14 protein-coding genes and 1 pseudogene are annotated in these 18881 nt (G+C 64.9%); 10 read left to right on the top strand and 5 right to left on the bottom strand.

Features of this window, described 5'->3' with window-relative positions; translation table 11 throughout:
• Window positions 1-27 precede the first annotated feature (27 nt).
• Complete coding sequence (locus A0257_21215) at window positions 28-615, bottom strand: hypothetical protein (protein AMR29366.1); 588 nt, start codon at window positions 613-615, stop codon at window positions 28-30.
• 322 nt (window positions 616-937) lie between these two features.
• Here A0257_21215 and A0257_21210 point away from each other — a divergent pair, with 322 nt between their 5' ends.
• The 10 genes from A0257_21210 to A0257_21165 all read left to right on the top strand — a co-directional run bounded on the left by A0257_21210 (window position 938) and on the right by A0257_21165 (window position 13406).
• Window positions 938-1165 carry a hypothetical protein gene (locus tag A0257_21210; protein AMR29365.1) on the top strand — a complete coding sequence of 76 codons (228 nt, stop codon included), beginning with the start codon at window positions 938-940 and terminating at the stop codon, window positions 1163-1165.
• Window positions 1166-1331: 166 nt separating this feature from the next.
• Window positions 1332-1694 (top strand): NADH-quinone oxidoreductase subunit I, encoded by a 363-nt coding sequence (locus tag A0257_21205; protein ID AMR29364.1) that lies wholly within the window; start codon window positions 1332-1334, stop codon window positions 1692-1694.
• A gap of 1 nt (window position 1695) precedes the next feature.
• Window positions 1696-3771, top strand: coding sequence for a hypothetical protein (locus A0257_21200; GenBank protein ID AMR29363.1), 2076 nt, complete (start codon window positions 1696-1698; stop codon window positions 3769-3771).
• The gene (locus tag A0257_21195; protein ID AMR29362.1) at window positions 3761-4672 is read left to right on the top strand and encodes an NADH dehydrogenase; all 912 of its coding nucleotides are present in this window, start codon (window positions 3761-3763) and stop codon (window positions 4670-4672) included. The genes A0257_21200 and A0257_21195 overlap by 11 nt, the downstream gene beginning before the upstream one ends.
• Window positions 4673-4883: 211 nt before the next feature.
• On the top strand, window positions 4884-5399 hold the full coding sequence (locus A0257_21190) for a hypothetical protein (protein AMR29361.1): 516 nt from the start codon (window positions 4884-4886) through the stop codon (window positions 5397-5399).
• Complete coding sequence (locus A0257_21185) at window positions 5396-5716, top strand: NADH-quinone oxidoreductase subunit K (GenBank protein AMR29360.1); 321 nt, start codon at window positions 5396-5398, stop codon at window positions 5714-5716. The genes A0257_21190 and A0257_21185 overlap by 4 nt, the downstream gene beginning before the upstream one ends.
• Window positions 5713-7596: a hypothetical protein gene (locus tag A0257_21180; protein ID AMR29359.1), complete on the top strand. Its 1884-nt coding sequence runs from the start codon at window positions 5713-5715 to the stop codon at window positions 7594-7596. The genes A0257_21185 and A0257_21180 overlap by 4 nt, the downstream gene beginning before the upstream one ends.
• A gap of 9 nt (window positions 7597-7605) precedes the next feature.
• A complete protein-coding gene (locus A0257_21175) occupies window positions 7606-9078 on the top strand; it encodes an oxidoreductase (GenBank protein AMR29358.1) in 1473 nt (490 codons plus the stop codon).
• A 10-nt stretch (window positions 9079-9088) separates the two neighbouring features.
• Complete coding sequence (locus A0257_21170; GenBank protein ID AMR29891.1) at window positions 9089-10447, top strand: oxidoreductase; 1359 nt, start codon at window positions 9089-9091, stop codon at window positions 10445-10447.
• Between the two features lie 457 nt (window positions 10448-10904).
• Complete coding sequence (locus A0257_21165; protein AMR29357.1) at window positions 10905-13406, top strand: copper oxidase; 2502 nt, start codon at window positions 10905-10907, stop codon at window positions 13404-13406.
• Window positions 13407-13726: 320 nt separating this feature from the next.
• Here the strand turns inward: A0257_21165 and A0257_21160 are convergent.
• The 4 genes and pseudogenes from A0257_21160 to A0257_21145 form a co-directional block, all read right to left on the bottom strand.
• Window positions 13727-14122: pseudogene (locus A0257_21160) on the bottom strand (hypothetical protein).
• Window positions 14123-14436: 314 nt separating this feature from the next.
• Window positions 14437-14778, bottom strand: coding sequence for a ferredoxin (locus A0257_21155; protein AMR29356.1), 342 nt, complete (start codon window positions 14776-14778; stop codon window positions 14437-14439).
• Window positions 14779-14946: 168 nt separating this feature from the next.
• Complete coding sequence (locus A0257_21150) at window positions 14947-15570, bottom strand: hypothetical protein (protein AMR29355.1); 624 nt, start codon at window positions 15568-15570, stop codon at window positions 14947-14949.
• A 70-nt stretch (window positions 15571-15640) separates the two neighbouring features.
• Window positions 15641-18859, bottom strand: coding sequence for a multidrug transporter AcrB (locus A0257_21145; protein AMR29354.1), 3219 nt, complete (start codon window positions 18857-18859; stop codon window positions 15641-15643).
• Window positions 18860-18881: the final 22 nt, after the last annotated feature.

Here is an 18881-nt window from a genome sequence, read left to right as displayed (position 1 = left end):
GAGCGCCGGCCCCAGCCGACTACGGGCTTAAAAGCGGTAGCTGAGGCCCCCGCTGCCGCCGAAGCGGTTGTCGTAGCTGCCCATCAGCGAGAAGTTGCGCGAGAGCAGGTATTCGGCCCCCGTATGCCAGACGACTTCTTTCTCAAAGCGACGGTTGTCTTCCAGCGTGTTCACCCAGCCGAAGTCGGCCTGGTACTCATAGTAGCCGGACACGAGCAGCCGCGGCAGCAGCATAATTGTCCGGCCCAGGCTCAGGCGGGGCCGCAGTTGATTATCGATGCGGGCATCGAGGCTGAACAGGTAGGGCGTCAGGAAGCGGACCCCGACCACGGCCTTGGTATCGGTTTTGGTTATCATCCGGCCCGCTACCCCCGGCTCGGTAAGCGGGGCGGGCAGCCGCTGCCGGAAGTTCTCCACGTTTACGCCCCCGAACACGCGCAGGTAGTCGTAGAGGTAACGCTCGTAGGTGGCCTCCGTTTCCATGTTGCGGTTCCAGCCGTTCTCCACGCTCAGGTTAAACTGGTTGCGGATGTTGGACGACACCAGGTTCAGCGTGCCCATGTGCGAGGCGGCGTCGAGTATGCCCCAGGTGTAGTACTGGTTGGTTCCGTGCACCGCCGTGCTTGCCGATGCGGAATACCCCGCCGCATCTTCGGCGCGGAGATAGTTGGGGCGGGGCTTCGGTTACGTGGCGGACCAACGGGGAGGAAACCAGCCGGCCGCAAAGGTGCCCGCCGCCCGCCCGCCCGCCCATGACGACAATCAGCTACCAGCCTGATAATCGTCATGGGCGGGCGGCCCTGGCGGCGGGCACCTTTGCAGCGCAAGAAGCTGGGCTGGTGAGCCAGTCCGCTTCCGGCCCGGCCGCTAGGTCCCCAGCTCGATTTTTCCCGCTTGCCACGTTTTCCTTTTTTCTTCACCCTCAACCACAAAAGCCATGATGTATGGTAATTATTTCTGGGGCATGAACTTCGTTTGGTGGTTCATGTGGATTGTCCTGCTGTTCTGGATTTTTGTCACCCCATTCAGCATCCCCGGCCAGCGCCACCGGCCCAGCACCCCGCTCGATGTGCTGCGGATGCGCCTCGCGGCGGGGCAAATCACCCCTGAGCAGTACCAGGAGCACAAGCAGCTGCTGGACACGAGCGAACTGCGGCGCGGCTGATACGGCCCGGCCACCGGCCGCGCTGAGCGCAGCAAGACCACCGGACGGGCGCTAATCTGGCCAGCGGCAGCGGGCAGCGGCCCGGCGGGGTAAACCGTAGAGGCCGTTTCCAGTATACCAGGGATAACGTAGCCCGGAATTATACCCCCGAAACGACTCTACCCCAATGGCAAACGACTCCCGCTACCTGTTGCTGCTGGGAATGCTGGCTTGCACCGGAGCCTTTGCTGGGCTGCTCTACCTGGTTAAATCCTCGCTAGGCCAGCCGGTAGCCGAGCCGGGCAAGGACGTGCCCGCCGAGAGCGGCCGGCTGGCCGTGCCGCCCGCCTGGGTGCGGTACCACGTTCACTACTACGGCTTTGCCTTGCTCTTTCTGTGCTTCGACATGGAAATGGCCTTCATGTATCCGTGGGCGGTCGTGTACAAGGAGTTGGGTATCACGGCCCTGCTGGACATGGGCGTTTTCCTGCTTATTTTATTCCTGGGCCTGGTGTACACCTGGAACCAGGGCGGACTGAAACGGCAATAACATGGTAGACGCGCTCCTGTCTGGTGCCCGGCTGGGCCTGTTGAGTCCGCTGAAGAAGTGGCTGCTGGGCGCTGGCGCGTCGGTGCTGCGGGTGCTGATGGTGCCGGGGCCGGACGTGGCGCGCGCCCTGGGCCTGGACCTGGGCGCGGCCGGCCTGGAAACGGCCGCCGCCCCCAACGCCGCCGACGTGCTGCTGGTGACGGGGCCGCTACCCCCCAAGCTGGCCGAGCAGGCCGCCGTGCTCTTCGCCCAGATGCCCCGGCCCCGCCTGCTGGTGTTCGCCGGCCTGGAAGCCGCCCCGCCGCTGCCCGCCCCCGACGTGGTGATTCCGCTGCACCAGGCCGGGCTGCAACAGCTCGGCCCGGCCGTCCGCCAGCAGCTAGCGGCGCACGGCTGGCGTCCCGATGCCCGGCCCTACGAACCGGCGTTCATCCGGCAGGCCGAAGAGCAGAAGCCCCCGGCGGACGACCATGCCCACAACCACCCTTCGCCTACTGTGGAATCGAAGCCCACCGAGCCGGCCAATCCTGAACACGGTGCGCACGCGCACCATGCTATGCACGACCAGCCCTCCATGCCGGCCCCGGCAGCCGCGCAGGAGACCCCGGCGGCGGGAGCCGGGCAGCACGCGCACCATGCCCCCGACCAGCCCAGCCCCACGCCCGCCCCACCGGCCGCCGACCAGGCTCACCCAGCAGGGCACCACCACATGGCCGGCATGGATATGAGCGGTGAGGGAAACAGTAAAAAAGCTGAAGAGACGATGGGGGGCGATATGAATATGGCTGACCATCAGCCAAAAATGGATATGGACGCGCATGATATGGGTGCGCACGATATGGACATGGCCGACATGAGCGGTAAGATGGCTACGAAGCAAGGCGATATGCCCGGTATGGACATGGCCGACAAGGATATGGCCGACAAGGATATGGCCGGTATGGACATGGCCGGCAAGGAAATGCCTGGTATGAATATGCCTGGTGGCGACATGCCCGGTATGGACATGGCCGGTGGAGATATGGCCGGTATGGACATGGGCTTCATGTCGATGGTAGCCATGACCAAGGACCTGCCCCGCAGCGCCGACGGGTTGCCGATGGAAGCGACGGAAGTTGCGTTCGGCCCCTTCTTCCCCGGCCTGCCCGGTGGCTTGCAGCTGCGCCTGCACCTGGACGGCGACACGGTGACGAAGGCCCAGCTGGTGCCCGGCACGATAGCTCCCGACTACCCGCCGCTGCCCGTGCCGGCGGCGCAGTTTGCCGAGTGGCTGGCGGGCCACGACCGGCTGGCCCCGGCGGCCTACCGCGTGCTGGCGCACCGCGCCCTCAGCCAAGCCATAGGGCAGCCGGCTCCGGCAGCGGCGCAGCGCTGGCAGGTGAGCCAACTGGAACAGACCCGCCTCGCCAGTCACCTCAACTGGCTGGCGGGCTTCGGCCTGATGATTGGCAACCCTTGGCTACACCAGGCGGCGGTGCTGCTGCACGGCCGCCCAGTGCAGGAAACGGCCGCGCCGGATGAGCTACCGGACTTCGTGCGGCGGGTTAAGCAGCTGCCGCTGCTGCGGCAAAGTCTGAGCCCGGTCGGGGAGCTGCCCGAACTGCTCCTGCACCACTGCCGGGGGCCGGTAGCCAGGGCCGCGGGCCTGGCCCACGACGCCCGCCTGGCCGACCCCGCCTACCAGCCGCTGGGCTTTGTGCCGCTGGTAATTGATGAGAACAATGCCTGGGGCCGGCTGCTCATCCGCCTCGACGAACTGACGCAGAGCCAGCAACTGCTCCGCGCCATCCAAGCCGACCAGACCGGCCCGGCAGCGGCCCCGCTACTAACCGACCTGGCCGGCACCGGGCAGGGCAGCGCCGCCGTGGAGACGCCCCGCGGCACGGCCACCCTGACCATCCAAGTGCAGGAGGGCCAGGTAATCAGCGCGGTGCTGCACCCGCCCTCCGTGCCGCACGCGGCCCTGGTGCGGGCCGGCGTGCGGGAACTGGAGCTGGGCGACGCGCTGAAAACCATTGCCTCCCTGGACATCTCGCCCTGGGAGCTGACTCACGACCCGGCCGCCGATGGAAAATAGTGCTACCCTTCCAACTACGCTGCTGGTCGTGCTGCTTTTCGCGGGCGGCGTGTACGCGCTGGCCGTGCTCGAATACTGGTCGGTGGCCGGCCGACTGGCCTGGGCCCGGCCGGTGCGGCTGGCGCTGAAGCTACTGGCGCGCGAGGAAATCAGGCCCCGCCAGCGGGATGCCGTGTTCTACGAAACCGCGCCCGTGCTGCTGCTGGCCGCCGGCACGCTGGCGGCCGCAGTGCTGCCCTGGTCGGCCAGCGCGCCGCTGCTAAGCCTGGCCACGGGGGCTTTGTTCGTCAACGCCGCGTTTGCCTACGTGATGGTGGCGTTGGTGCTGGGCGGCTGGTCGAGCAACGGCGCATACGCCATGATAGGGGGCTGGCGCTTTCTGGGGCAGCTGCTGGCCTACTCCATGCCGATGGTGATGGCACTGACGGCCACCGTGATGCGGGCCGAGTCGATGGTGCCGGTGCGGATTGTGCTTTCCCAGCGCGGCTTGTGGAACATTGTTTACCAGCCGGTCGGCTTCGGCCTGTTCTACCTGGCGGCGCTGGCCCTGGCCTTCCTACCCCCCTTCGACCTGCCCGTGGCCGCCGGCGAGCTGGCCGGCGGGGCCTGGGCCGACTTCACGGGTGCCCGGCGGCTGCTGCTCCGGCTGGGACGCCTGAGCCTGGTGATGAGCCTGGCCGTTACCATTACTGTCTTTTACCTGGGCGGCTGGCAGGGTCCCGGGCTGCCGGGCGTAGTCTGGACGCTCCTGAAAACGCTGCTGGTCGCGGCCTCCTTTTTCGGAGTCGGCCGCTACGTTTCGAGGGTTCGGTACGACCTTATGCTGGAATGGAGCTGGAAATACGCCACGCCGGCCGCGCTATTCAATATTCTGTGGGTCGGGATTTTACTACTGCTATGAACCTAATTACCAAGCCGTAAAATAATTTTCATCACCTACTTAGAGCGGTTTCCAGGTTGATGTACGTGCGGGCTGTCGGGGTTGAGTCGGCTGTCCGCTCTTTGAAAGAACGAACGGCGCGCCCGACGAGCGGACAGCCGGCGAAAAGCCGGCAGCCCGCCCCATCCGCCTCCGTACACCAACCTGGAAACCGCTCTAGCTTACTACTGCTATGAACCCGTTGCAACTGTTTTTTCTGGCCGGGTTTGGCCTGGCCGCCGTCTGGTTTGGCTGGCGGGTGTTCCGCACCCACTCGATGGTGCGCTCGGCCATGTCGCTGCTGGCCTGCATGGTGGCGCTGGGGGCCATGTTTCTGGTGTTGCAGGCCGAGTTTCTGGGCGTGCTGCAAATCATGATGATGGCGGCCGAGATGAGCATCATGGCCTTCTTCATGATGATGTACATGATGGACCCCGGCGGTCTGGGCAACATGAACATGACCCACCAGCAGAAGCCCGCCACGGCCCTCAGCGCGGCGGTGGCCGCCCTGGTGCTGGCCCTGCTGCTAAGCACCAACTGGCCCGCGCCGCTCGCGCGGGTGCCTGCCGCCACCCAGCAGAACCACGATTTGGGCATCGAGCTGATGACCCGCTCCATGATGATTTTTGAAACTGCCGGCACCACCATCCTGGTGGCCATGATAGCCGCCGCGGCTACCGCCCTCGTTTATCCCCCGCAACCCGACTGAGTATGGCTCTCCTAATTTGCCTGAGTATCGCCGCCGTATTGTTTGCCCTGGGCCTGTACGGCGTCATCAGCCAGACAAATCTGGTCATGATAATGATGGGCGTGGAGCTGATGCTGGCCGCGGCCATGCTGAACCTGGTGGCGTTCTGGCGGCTGCTGCACCCCCACACCTACGCCCTGCAAATGTTCGTGCTGGTGGTGATGACCGTGATGGCGCTGGAAGCGGCGGTAGGCTTTGCCCTGGCGACCCAGCGCTTCCGCAGCCGGGGCTCGGTGGAAGTAGAAGAGGCCGCTGACTTAAAGGAGGAAAGCGTATGATAGCGCTGATTCTCCTTGCGCCCCTGCTGGCGGGCCTGCTGATGGTGGCGCTGCGCCGGTTTCCGGCGGCGCTGGGGCTGGCCGGCGGGCTGGCTTCGCTGGCCGGGGCGGGCGGCTTGCTCTACCAGGTGCGGCAGCACACGGCGGCCGGGCTCACGCTGCCGGGTCTGCCTGGCCTGCCGTTTCGGCTGGAAGCCACGCCCTTTACGGCGGTGCTGGCCCTGGTGGTGGCCGTCGTGGCGCTGCTGATTCTAACGTATGCCCGCGGCTACATGGCCAGCGAGCGGGGCCAGGTGTGGTTCTGGAGCAGTATGATGCTCTTCATTGCCGCGATGCAGCTGCTGGTGCTGGCCGCCGATTGGCTGCTGTTTGTCACCGGCTGGGAACTGATGGGGCTGGCGTCCTACCTGCTGATTGCGACCTGGCACTGGGAAGAAAAAGCCCGACAGGGGGCCTTCAAAGCCTTTCTGCTCACCCGCGGCACCGACCTGGGCCTTTACCTGGGCGTGGTGCTCATCATTTTGCAAACCGGCACCAACCTCATCGAGCCGCAGCCGGGCCGGCTGCTCTCGCTGGTGGGGGCGCTGGCGCTGCTGCTGGCCGTGATGGGCAAGTCGGCGCAGGTGCCGTTCCAGAGCTGGCTGTCGGGGGCGATGGCGGGCCCGACGCCCGTGTCGGCGCTGCTGCACTCGGCCACGATGGTGGCCGCCGGGGTGGTGCTCCTGCTCCGGGCCTACCCGCTGCTGCCCCCGGCCAGCCTGCCGTTTGTGGGAGCCGTGGGGGCGCTGACCATCGTGCTGACCGGCCTGACGGCCCTGGTCAGCAACGACATCAAGCAGCTGCTGGCCGCCTCCACGTCGAGCCAACTGGGGTTTATGCTGCTGGCCCTGGCCGCCGGTTCGCCGGCGGCGGCCGTGGCGCACCTGCTGGCGCACGCCTTCATGAAAAGCAGCCTGTTTCTGAGTGCGGGCATCTTTCAGCACCAAAACGACGACACGGCCTTTCCCCGCATCAGCGGTAGCGGCCGGTGGGCACCCTGGGCGTTTGGCGGCTGGGCGCTGGCTGGCCTGGCGCTGGCCGGGGTGCCGCCGCTGGTGGGCTATTGGTCGAAGGACGCGGTGCTGACGGCCGGCTACCAGTCCGGCCATCCGGGGCCGTACTTCGGCGTGGCGGTGCTGGGGGCGGCGCTCACGGCCCTCTACATGGGGCGCTCCCTCCGGCTGCTCTGGACTGGTCCCGAGCGCCCGCCGACTGCCGCCGTCCGCGGCATTTGGTTTATGCGGGCGGGGCTGGCGCTGCTGGTGGGCGGCGTGGTGGTGGGCGGGGGGCTGCTGGCCCCGGCGCTGCGCTTCGTGGGGCTGACGCTGCCGGAAAATGCGACGGCCCAATTCAGCGGGCTGGCGGCGGCGGCGGGGGGCCTGGGAGTCGGCTTCTTCCTGTTTCGCGCCGCTGATTTCCGGCAGCCCGTGCTCCGGTTCGCGCAGCAGAACTACCCCCTGGCCGGCGGCTTCCCGGCCGTGGTGGGGCGGCCGGTGCTGGCCCTGGCGGCCTGGTGCCGGGACTTCGACCTGCGCCTGCACCAGCTCGTGCTGGGGGTAGGCCAGGCTGCGCTGGGCCTGGCCAGCGTCGGTACCACCGCCGATGCCGGCCTGAACGGTGCCGCCCAGGCGGCGGGCCGCCGCACCCTGGACCTGGCCGACGGCATTCGCCAGGCGGCGGAAACCGGCATCGCGGGGGCCGTTGACGAGGTAGGCACCGCGGTGAAAGCAGCCGGGCAGCTTAGCCGGCGAACCCAGTCCGGGCTGATTCACCAGGAGCTGCTGTGGACGGTGGCCGGGCTGCTGGTTCTGGGGGCCGTTTTGTTTTTTACGCTTCTCTAACTCGCACTTATGCAGCATATTCCGCTACTCTCCATCAGTATTTTTCTGCCCCTGCTGGGGGCGCTGGTGCTGCTGCTGCTTCGCACCCAGCGCCGGGCACTGGCTTTTGCGCTGGGCATCGGCACCACGGCCCTTACGGTGGTGGCCACCGCGCTCATCTGGGTGCGCGGCGTGCCTGGCGGCTTCGCCCAGGTGGAGGAGCTGCGCTGGATTCCGTCGCTGGGGGCCGCCTACTGCGTGGGCGTCGATGGCATTAGCCTGCCGCTGGTGCTGCTCACGGCGGTGCTGTTTCTGGTGGCCATGATTTACTCGGCGAAGGTTTCGGAACAGCCCAGCAGCTTCGTGGCCCTGCTGCTGCTGCTGGAAACGGCCTGCCTGGGAGCTTTCCTGGCGCTGGACCTGCTGCTGTTCTACGTCTTTTTCGAGCTGACGCTGGTGGGCATGTACTTCATCATTGCCGGCTGGGGCCACGAGAACCGCAAAAAGGCCGCTCTCATCTTTTTCATCTACACCCTGGTGGGCAGCCTATTCCTGCTGCTGGCTTTTCTGGCCCTCTACCTCAATGCCGCTCCGCACACCTTCGATATGCGGATGCTGCTGGCCCACCCGCCCCTGACCGGCACGGCGGCGGCGCTCACCTTTTGGGCCTTTTTCCTGGCCTTCGCCATTAAAACGCCCCTGTTTCCCTTTCACACCTGGCTGCCGGTGGCCCACACCGAGGCCCCAACGGCGGGCAGCGTCATTCTGGCGGGGGTGATGCTGAAGCTGGGCGGCTACGGCTTCATCCGCTTCAGTTTGCAGATGACCCCCGACGCTTTCCGGCAGTTTGCGCCCTACGTGATGGCCCTGGCCCTGTTTTCGGCCATTTACGGGGCGCTGGCCGCACTGGGCCAAACCGATATCAAGCGGCTGGTGGCCTACACCAGCGTCAACCACATGGGCTACGTGGTGTTCGGGGTCGGGGCAGCGGCGCTCACCACCACGGGCAGCGCCTTTGGGCTCGACGGGGCCGTGCTGCAAATGGTCAGCCACGGCATTGTCACCGGCTGCCTGTTTCTGCTAATCGGGGCCATCCAGGACCGGACCAACACCCGCGAAATGGACCAGCTCGGCGGGCTGGCGCAGGTTTACCCGCTGCTGAGCGGCCTGTTTATCCTGGCGGCCTTCGCCTCGCTGGGCCTGCCGGCTTTGGCGCACTTCCCCGCCGAGTTCCAGATTTTCCTGGGAGGCTACGAGGTAGCGCCCGTGATGACGGCGCTGCTGCTGCTGGGGCTGCTGCTTACCACGGCCCTCTACCTGCGCGCCATCCAGCGGGTATTTCTGGGGGAGGCCCCCGCCACCGCCCTCCCCCCGGCCGACTTGTCCGGCCGCGAGCTGTGGGCCATCGTTCCGCTCATCGTCCTGATTGTGGGGCTAGGCCTCTACCCCGAGGCGTTGCTGCGGGTCATTCACGCCACGCAACAGGTGCTGGGCCATGAATAGCGGCGGGAGCATGGCCCAGGACCTGCGCCTGGTGCTGCCGCAGCTTATCGTGCTGCTGACGGCCATGCTGGCCCTGGTAGCCGAGATGCTGCGCTGGCGACGGGCGGGCCTGGCCACCGTGGCCGTGGGCCTGGGGGCGGCCACGGTGGTGAGCGCCGGCCGGCTGGCGGTGCAGGCCACGGCGTTTTCGGGCACGTTCCGGGTCGGGCTGCTCAACCACTGGAGCGTGCTGATTTTGTGCCCAACGGCGGTACTGTGCGGCCTGCTGGCCCGGCAGGAGCTGCGCGGCACCCCGCGCGAAGGCACCGTTTACAGCCTGCTCTGCTTCGGCACGCTGGGGGCGCTGGTGCTGGCCGGCAGCGGCGACGTGATGCTGCTCGTGCTGGGCCTGCTCATGACCAGCCTGAGCGGCTTTGCCCTGGCGGCCTACGCCAAAACCGAGGCCGGCACCGAGGGCGCGCTGAAGTACTTCATCTACGGCACCGTCACGACGGCCGTCCTGGTGTTTGGGCTGAGCTACTGGGTGGGCCTCACGGGCAGCACCCTGCTGAGTGCGCTGAGCCAGCCCAACCTGCCCGCGCCGCTGCTGGCGTTCGGCTTCGTAGCCCTGCTCACCGGCCTGGGGTACGCGGCGTCGGTATTTCCCTTCCACTTCTGGACGCCCGACACGCTGGAGGGGGCCCCGGTATCGGTGGCCGCCTACCTGTCGGTGGTGCCCAAGATTGGGGCCTTTTTCGGGCTGGCGCAGGTGTGCCGGTCGCTGCCCGCCACCGCGGTGGACTGGCCGCTGGTGCTGGCCCTGCTGGCCGTCGCGTCGATGACCTTCGGCAACGTGCTGGCCCTGTTGCAAACCAACCTGGTGCGGCTGCTGGCCTACTCTACGGTGGCGCAGGCTGGGTTTTTTCTGCTGCCCCTGGTGGGGGTGCGCGGGGCGCTGGCCCTGCCGGCCCTGGTGGTGTTCGCCGCCGCCTACGCCGCCATGAACACGGGCGCGTTTGCCATCGTGCTGCACACCGGCCGCACGCTCGCCGATTTCAAGCGCCTCGGCACCACGCGCATCTTCACGGGCCTGGCCATGACGGTCTTCCTGTTTTCGCTGGTCGGCATTCCGCCCCTGGCCGGCTTCACGGGCAAGCTGCTGCTGTTTGAGTCCGCGATGGCGGCCGGCTACACCTGGCTGGCCGTGGTCGCCGTGCTCAACAGCGCCATCGCGCTGGCCGTGTACAGCCGGATTATCGTGGCCATGTACTTCGCCGCCGCTCCCGGCCCCCCAGCGCCGCCCGCACCCACCTGGGAAATCCGCACGGTCGTTGTGGCCTGCCTGCTGGTCACGCTGGGGCTCACGCTGGCGGCGCAGCTCTTCTTCTGAGCCGGATTGCCTCGTAATAGTACAAAATATTTTCGGTGAAACTCTTGCGTTGCTACAGTCTGTTCTGTTACAGCGTGAGCAGCTGGCAGGGGGCGAATGCTAAAACCCTGCTTCCTTTCAAGGTAACGCGGATGTCGTTGAGCGCATACTTGATAGCAAGCGGCGACGAAGAAGGTTGTCCCATGACGAAGCACCTGAAAGGGCGTAGCTCTTTTTCTCCAAAACAGCTTTTTTAGCCTTCTCCCTGCTCCGCAATCCGGGTTAAGCAGCTGGGAAGAAGGCACTAGCGGTGGACTGGTAGTTAACCTATCCTCCGCAAATTATGCAAGTCGGCCGCGTAATTGTGCCAAACCGTACTCTCCCAGGGAGAGTAACAGAAACCCACTCCGTTTTATAGGTCAGCGCCGGTTATTTCCGGTAGCTGGTGGGCCTTTTAGTCCATTAAATAATTTTCGTGATGACTGCTACTTTTAGTAAAATCCTGGCTGTAATCGGCCTGTTACTCCTGGTCCGGCCGGCCGGGGCCCAAACCGATACGACCGTGTACCGCCTGACCATGCGGGAAGAGCTGGTGAACAAGGCGGGCAAATCCGTGCTGGGTATGACCGTCAACGGTAGCGTTCCCGGTCCTACGTTGCACTTCACGGAAGGTGACTACGCCGTTATCTACGTCAAGAACGAGATGTCCGTAGCGACATCGGTGCATTGGCATGGCCTGCTGGTGCCCAACTTCTACGACGGCGTACCCTACCTCAACACGCCGCCCATTGAGCCGGGCCATACCCAGAAATACCAGTTTCCCCTCAATCAGGCCGGCACTTACTGGTACCACTCGCACACGATGCTCCAGGAGCAGAGCGGGGAATTTGGGGCTATCGTCATTGAGGCCAAGCAGGAGCGCCTGAAGTATGACAAGGAATTGGTAGTGGTATTCTCGGACTGGACCAATCAGCAGCCCAAAGACGTGCTGCGCTACCTCAAGCGGGGCACCGACTGGTACAACATTGCCAAGGGCACGGCCACGCCGCTCAACCGCGTAATTGCCCAAGGAGCCTTCGGGGCGCAGCTCAACTTCTGGAAGCAGCGCATGAACGGCTTCGGCATCGCCGACGTGTACTACAACGCCTTCCTGGTCAATGGCCAGCCGGAACAGCAGTATCCCGAGCTGAAGCCCGGCGAGCGGGTGCGCCTGCGCATCGTCAACGGTTCGGCCTCGACGAATTTCTGGATGACTTTCGGCGGACCCGACCCGCTGCTGGTGGCGGCCGACGGGCAGGACGTGGTGCCGGTGCCGCACAACAAGACCTACATCGCGGTGGCGGAGACGTACGATTTCCTGGTCACGATTCCACCCACCGGCAAGCTGGAGCTGCGGGCGATGGCGCAGGATGGCTCTGGCACCACCGTGACCTACCTGGGCGCGGGGCCGGTAGTAGCCGCCCCCGTGCTGCCCCGGCCCGACAAAATCGCGCTCATGCAGCAGATGGCCAAAATGCACATGCGCATGGGCGCGCCGGCCCTCAAGTTCCGGCCCAATCACGTTGACCCTCAGCAGATGAAAGCCAACTGGGGGATGCAGATGGGCAAAAAGGGTCAAAAAGGGGACATGGGCGGTATGGACATGAGCGGCGACAAGAAGATGGCTGGCATGGACATGAGCGGCAACAAGAAGATGGCTGGCATGAAGATGGGCGACCAGCCTACTTCAGCTAAGCCAGCTATGGCCGGCATGAAGACGGATGGCATGAAAATGCCCGCCGACACGGCCCACGCCGGGCACGATAGGTCGATGAGCGGCAGCGGGATGACGGCTGATAAGCCGATGGCCGGCATGGACATGAGCGGCAACAAGAAGATGGCCGGTATGGACACGAGTGGCGGTCAGAAAAAGGGAGGCATGGGTGGCATGGACATGTTTTCGGAGTACAACTACGAATACCTGCGCGCGCTGAAGCGGACGGCCTACGCTGACAGCCTACCCGTGCATAACGTGCTGCTCAACCTCACCGGCAACATGCAGCGCTACGTCTGGAGCATGAACGGGGTGCCCCTGAAATCGGCCGATAAAATCCAGATTCGGCGCAACCAGGTTACGCGCATTACTTACAACAACCTGACGATGATGCACCACCCCATGCACCTGCACGGGCACTTTTTCCGCGTCATCAACGAAAACGGCGCGTACTCGCCCCTGAAGAACGTCGTGAACGTGCCGCCCATGAAGCAGGTCACGATTGAGGTGCTGGGCGATGAGTCGGGTGACTGGTTTCTGCACTGCCACGTCCTCTACCACCTCGCCAGCGGGATGGGCCGCATCGTGAGCTACGATACGCCCCGCGACCCGCGCCTGAAGGGCTCGCCGGTGAGCAAACTAATACATGAAACCGATAAGTACTACACCTGGGGCATACTCGACGCCGCCTCGCACATGGGCACGCTGAACCTGGTGTCGTCCAACATCCGCAACCAGTTTAACCTGAGCGTGGAGAACGGCTGGAACCGCAACATGGAAACGGAGGCCACCTACGAGCGTTACCTCTACGACTACCTGCGCGTGTTCGGGGGCGTAAACGTGGAGAACTTCCGGCAACGAATGATGAACCCCGTCACAGACCAGGCGACCGGCAAGGTGGTGACTAAAACCACCACGACGGCCGTAGTCGGCCTGCGTTTCCTGACGCCCTACCTGTTCAGCCTCGATGCCCGCATCGACAGCAAGCTGCGCCCCCGCATCAGCCTGGGCCGCGAGATTATGATTTTCCCCCGACTGCTGGCGTTCGGCTATTATGAGTACCAAGCTGACTTTGGGTGGGTAAACAAGCTGGAAAACAACCGCAGCTTCGCTAAGCAAGTAGTCTGGAACAGCGGGCTGGAGTATAGGCTCTCCCGCAACTTCTCGCTGATGGGTAGCTACGATAACCGCTTTGGCGGCGGCGGCGGCCTGAGGGTGCGGTTTTAGCGGTCTTCCGGGCTGGCTTCCCCGTCAATTTTTGCGGAAGCCCTCGCAGGCCAGCGTATTTTTCTCACTTTCACCGAAATTGCGTGCGTACCCCAGGTCCGCCAGCAACCACGGCGCACCCAGCGCCCCGCTGAAAGCGCCGTGGTTGACGACGGACCTGCCTACCCTGACGGAGCGGCTTCGCCAGGAAAGCACCCGACAGAAGAATGGCCTTGGTTAAAAGCGTGGTCCAAAAGTCGCACTTGGCAGCTAGCTATTGCGCGAAGGATTTTCGTACTGAAGCTGTTTCGGATGCACGCACGAGCCTTTGACTACACCGCCTACTGCCGAGCGGCGGGGTTGGCCATAGTGAGCAGAAACACCGATTCCTGCCGGGCCACCACGCTGTGCAGAACGCCGGTTTGCAGCGTTAGCAACTGGCCGGGTTTCAGCTCCACCGTCTGCCCCTCCGCCTGGAAGCCGAGGTGGCCTTCCAGTACCTGCACGCTGATAATGCCGGGGGCGGTGTGCGTTTTCATCTCCGCGCCTTCGTGCAGGGCTATCAGCACCAGGCGTAGCCCGTCGGCCTGGAGCAAGGTCAGGGCGTTCCGGTCGCTATGGTGCCAGGCCGGCTCCTGCTTGATTTGCGCTTGGGCCTGGGCTAGGTCGAACACGAGCAGGGGCGCATTGAGCGGGCGGGTGCCGGCCGGGCGCTGTGGCGTGGCATCGTTCGACTTTTCGACCGGGGCCGCCGTTTCCTCGGACGAGGCGTAGAAATTAGCATTCTCTTGCGGGGCTTTCATCATCTCCGTACTCATCGTCTCGCTGGAAATCCCGTAGCTGTTCACATTCTCTGGCGGGATGCCCGCCGGGTACTCGGCTGCGCAGGAACCTATTTTGGGGCAAGCCCCGAAGTCTTTTTTGTCCAACTGGGCCGCCACCGAACAAACAGTTGTCGGGGTAGAAACACAAAATACTGCGTTTCCACTCCGATAATTGCTCATTTGGGTTAACTCGGACAGCTTCTCAGGCGTTTCTTTTATTCACCGCGTTAAGCGGCCACGCTCATGCCTTGACGGCAGGCTTGCTCGCAGCGACGGCACGCCTCGGCGCACTCCCGGCAGTGCTCCATATGGGCGGCGTGCTTCTCGCACTCATCGCCGCAGGCTTTGCAGATTTCGGCGCATTCGTCTAGCAAATGCTGGGCGTGCTCGGAGCCACGGGCCACGAAGCGGGCAGTGAGGGCACAGAAGTCGGCGCAGTCGCGGTCGAGTTCAATGCAGCGGGCCATCATCTGGATATCGTCGCCGCGCAGGCCGGCGGTGGCGCAGTTCTCACACGAAGCCACGCAGGCGTTGAGGGCATCAAGTAGGGATTGATTTTGGGCGGGCATAAAATTCAAGGTTAGGGAAGAAGAATGACGAACTTGTTTACGCGCCGACTACCCAGCAGTTTTACACGATTCGCAGGCAACTGCTGCATAATTTGTGAGCCTTTTAGAAAATCATTATCAGTAAGTTGGTCCCGGCAGGCACGGGAAAAGAGCTGGCAGTCTACAGAGTCAGTCTGCGGCGTTGGCAATGCCAGAATATCCGCTCGCCTGGTACTGGTTGTCGAGTGAAAGGGCCGGCGACCCGCAACCCCCGCGCCGGTAGCCGCTGGGCGAAATACCCATTTCGCGCTGAAATTGCCGCGACAGGTGGCCCAGGCTGCTGAAGCCCAGGGCGCGGGCGATGCGGCCCACCGGCAGGGTGCTGGTGGCCAGCAGGTGCCGGGCCGCCCCGATGCGCTGCCGAATAACGTATTGCTCCAGGCTGTAGCCCTCGGCGGCCGAAAAAACATCGCTGAGGTAGGTGAACCGGCGGCTGAGCTGCTGGCTGAGCCGCTTGGAGAAATGGCCGCTGCGCAACGCGGCGGGGTTGGTGCGGAGCAGGTCGGCAACGAAGGCTTTGATGTGAGCCACCAGGCGCTGCGGGGGCGAAAGGTGGTCCAGGATTTCAAAGCCCTCAGCCGCCAGGCTCTGCCGCAGCCGGGGCCAGTCGATGGCGGCGGCGGCGGTTCGTACCTCCACTTCGCCCAGCTCCACGCGCAACGGCGTTAAGCCCAGGGCCAACAGGTGCTCGCGCACTACCAGGATGCACTTCGCGCAGACCATGTGCCGGATGTAGAAGACGGTGGAGGCCATTGGTCAGGTCGTTAGGTGTGGAGAGCCGCAGCGGTGAGCGGCCGGCTGGCTGGCGGCGTTGCGGGGAGTATCAGGCGGGCGCGAGGGTGCTTTGGTCGGCGGGCGGGGCAAAGGGCGGCGCGTCCACAGGGTCGGCCAGGGGCCCCAGGTGCGGGCCGGTGTGGTTGGCGCGGTACTGCGCCAGGGCCCGCCGGCCCAGCAGGCGGAACACGACGGGCGTGACCACGATGTCGAGCAACGTGCTGGACAACAGCCCGCCCAGGATGACGACGGCCACCGGGTAGAGGATTTCCTTGCCCGCCGCGCTGGCATCGAGGGTGAGGGGCACCAGGGCCAGGGCCGCCACCAGGGCCGTCATCAGCACCGGCACCAGGCGCTCCAGCGAGCCGCGCACGATGAGGTGGTCAGAAAACGCTTCCCCTTCTTTTTCCAGCAGGTGGAGGTAGTGCGAAATCATCATGATGCCGTTGCGCGAGGCGATGCCGGTGAGGGTGATGAAGCCCACCAGCGAGGCGATGCTGAGCGTGCCGCCCGTGAGCAGCACCGCCGCCACCGACCCGATGAGCGCCAGCGGAATGTTGAGCATGATTTGGGCCACCAGCAGCCCCGATTTGAAGTGCGAGTAGAGCACCAGGAAGATGCCGATAAAGGAGAAGAGGCTCAGCCAGAGAATCTTACTGCTGGCTTCCTGCTGGCTCTGGAACTGCCCGCCGTAGGTGAGGTAGTAGCCCGTGGGCAGCTTGACCCGCTGCTGAATCTGCTGCTGCACTTCCTTCACCGTGCTGCCCAGGTCGCGCCCGGCCACGTTCAGCGAGATGGTGATGCGGCGCTGGGTGTTCTCGTGGTTGATGGTGTTGGGCCCCGGCTCGTAGCTCACATCCGCTACCGCGGATACTGGCACGAAGCCCCCGCCGGGCGTTTCGATGCGAGTGTTGCCGATGGTGGCCAGGTCCTGGCGCTGGTTTTCGGGTAGCTTCACGATGAGGTCGAAGCTCTTTTGGCCGTCGAGGATGCTCGATACCACGGAGCCTTGAAACAGCGTTTCCAGGTCCTGCACTACCCGGCCGCGCTCCATGCCGTAGGCCCGCAGGGCTTCTTCGCGGGGGCGGATGAGCAGCTGCGGCACTTGCACCTGCTTTTCGACCTGCAAATCGACCACGCCCGGCACGGTGGCCGCCGCGGTGCGCACCTCGTTGGCGTAGCGCCGCAGTTCGAGCAAGTCGTTACCGAACAGCTTGATGGCCACCTGGGCCCGCACCCCGCTCAGCAGGTGGTCGAGGCGGTGGGAAATGGGCTGGCCGATATTCACGTTCACCCCGCGCAGGATGCTGAGCCGCTGGCGCACGTCGGCCAGCACGGCGGCCTTGGGCCGGAGTTGAAGGCCCGCTTTTTTCAATTCCTCCGGCGTTTTGAAGGCCACTTCGATTTCGGAATTGTTCACGGCTTCGGCGTGCTCGTCCAGCTCGGCGCGACCGGTGCGGCGGGCGGTGAAGGCCACTTCGGGCACAGTCAGCAACTGCTGCTCACCCAGGGTGCCCAGGCGGTTCGACTCGGTGAGCGAGGTGCCGGCCGGGGTAGCGAAGTTGACCGTGAGTGAGCCCTCGTTGAAGGGCGGCAAAAACTCGGTGCCAAAGAAGGGCACCGTGGCGGCGGCGGCCACGAACAGCAGCCCGGTAAGGCCCAGAATCAGCCGGGGGTGCGCAAAGCCAAAGTGTAGCAGCCGCGTGTCCCGGTCCTTGAGCCAGCGCACCAGGCGGCTGTCCTGCTCGGCACTCATCTTCATTTTGGGTAATAAATAATAGCAGAGCACCGGCGTAACGGTGAGCGACACCACCAGCGAGGCCACGATGCTGGTGATGTAGGCCACGCCCAGCGGGGCGAAAATGCGGCCCTCGATGCCCGACAAGGCAAACAGCGGCAGGAACACCAGCACCACGATGACGGTGGCGTACACGATGGAGTTGCGCACCTCCGAGCTGGCCGCGTAAATGACTTGCAGCGCCGGCCGGGGCTGGGGCAGGGCGCGGTTTTCGCGCAGCCGCCGGAACACGTTTTCCACGTCCACGATGGCATCGTCCACCAGCTCGCCGATGGCGATGGCCAGCCCGCCCAGCGTGAGGGTGTTGATGGTGATGCCCGCCGCTTTGAAGACGAGGGCCGTCACGAGCAGCGACAACGGAATGGCCGTGAGCGAGATAACCGTGGTGCGCACGTTCAGCAAAAACGCGAACAGCACGATGACCACCAGGATGGCCCCGTCGCGCAGCGCGTCTTCCACGTTGGTGAGCGAGTTATCGATAAACTCCGATTGGCGAAACAGCCGGGTATTGAAGCTGACATCTTTCGGCAGCGCGGGCTGCAAGTCGGCCAGGGCGGCTTCCACGGTTTTGGTGAGGTCGAGGGTGCTGGCCCCCGGCTGCTTTTCCACGCTCAGAATCACGGCCGGCCGGCCGTTCACGCTGCCGTCGCCGCGCTTGAAGCGGGCCCCGAACCGCACGTCGGCCACCTGCCGCACCGTGACGGGCGAACCCTCCCGGTAGCCGACGATGATGTCCTCAATGTCCTGCACCGAGCGCAGCCGCCCCAGGTTGCGGATGAGCACCTCGGAGCCGTTGCGGTCGAAGAAGTTGCCGGTGGTGTTGAGGTTGGAGCGGCGCAAGGCATCTTCCAGCTGGTTGATGGTCAGGCCGGTAGCGTTGAGGCGGGCCAGGTTCACCAGCACCTGGTACTGGCGCGAGTCGCCGCCGATGGGAATGACCTGGGCCACGCCCGGAATGCTGAGCAGGCGCTGGCGCACGGTGTAGTCGGCCAGGGTGCGCAGGTCGGCGGCCGTAGTGGGGCCCCGGCCGGTGTTGCTCAGGCCGATGAGCATAATCTGGCCCATCACCGACGAAATGGGCCCCAGCACCGGCGTAATGCCGGCCGGGAGCTGCCCGCTCACGGTTTGCAGCTTTTCGGCCACGATTTGGCGGGCGGTGAAAATATCGGTGCCGTAGCTGAACTCCACGAACACCAGGCCCAGGCCGATGGCCGAGTTGGAGCGCACGGCTTCCACGGCGGTGGCCCCGTTCAGGGCCACTTCCACGGGGCGCGTCACGAGGGCCTCCACTTCTTCCGGGGCCATGCCCTGGGCTTCGAGGAAGACCGTGACGCGGGGCCGGTCGAGGTCGGGCAGCACGTCCACGGGCAGGCCGCGCAGGGTGGTGAAGCCGCCGATAAGCAGCGCCAGGGCAAAGGCCAGCGTGAGCAGCCGGTTTTCTAGCGCAAAGCGAATGATGCGGTCGAGCATACTAGTTTAGGGAAGGGCAGCG

The sequence above is a fragment of the Hymenobacter psoromatis genome, from assembly GCA_001596155.1.
Classification (GTDB): domain Bacteria; phylum Bacteroidota; class Bacteroidia; order Cytophagales; family Hymenobacteraceae; genus Hymenobacter.
This window is presented reverse-complemented; position numbering and strand designations above follow the sequence as displayed.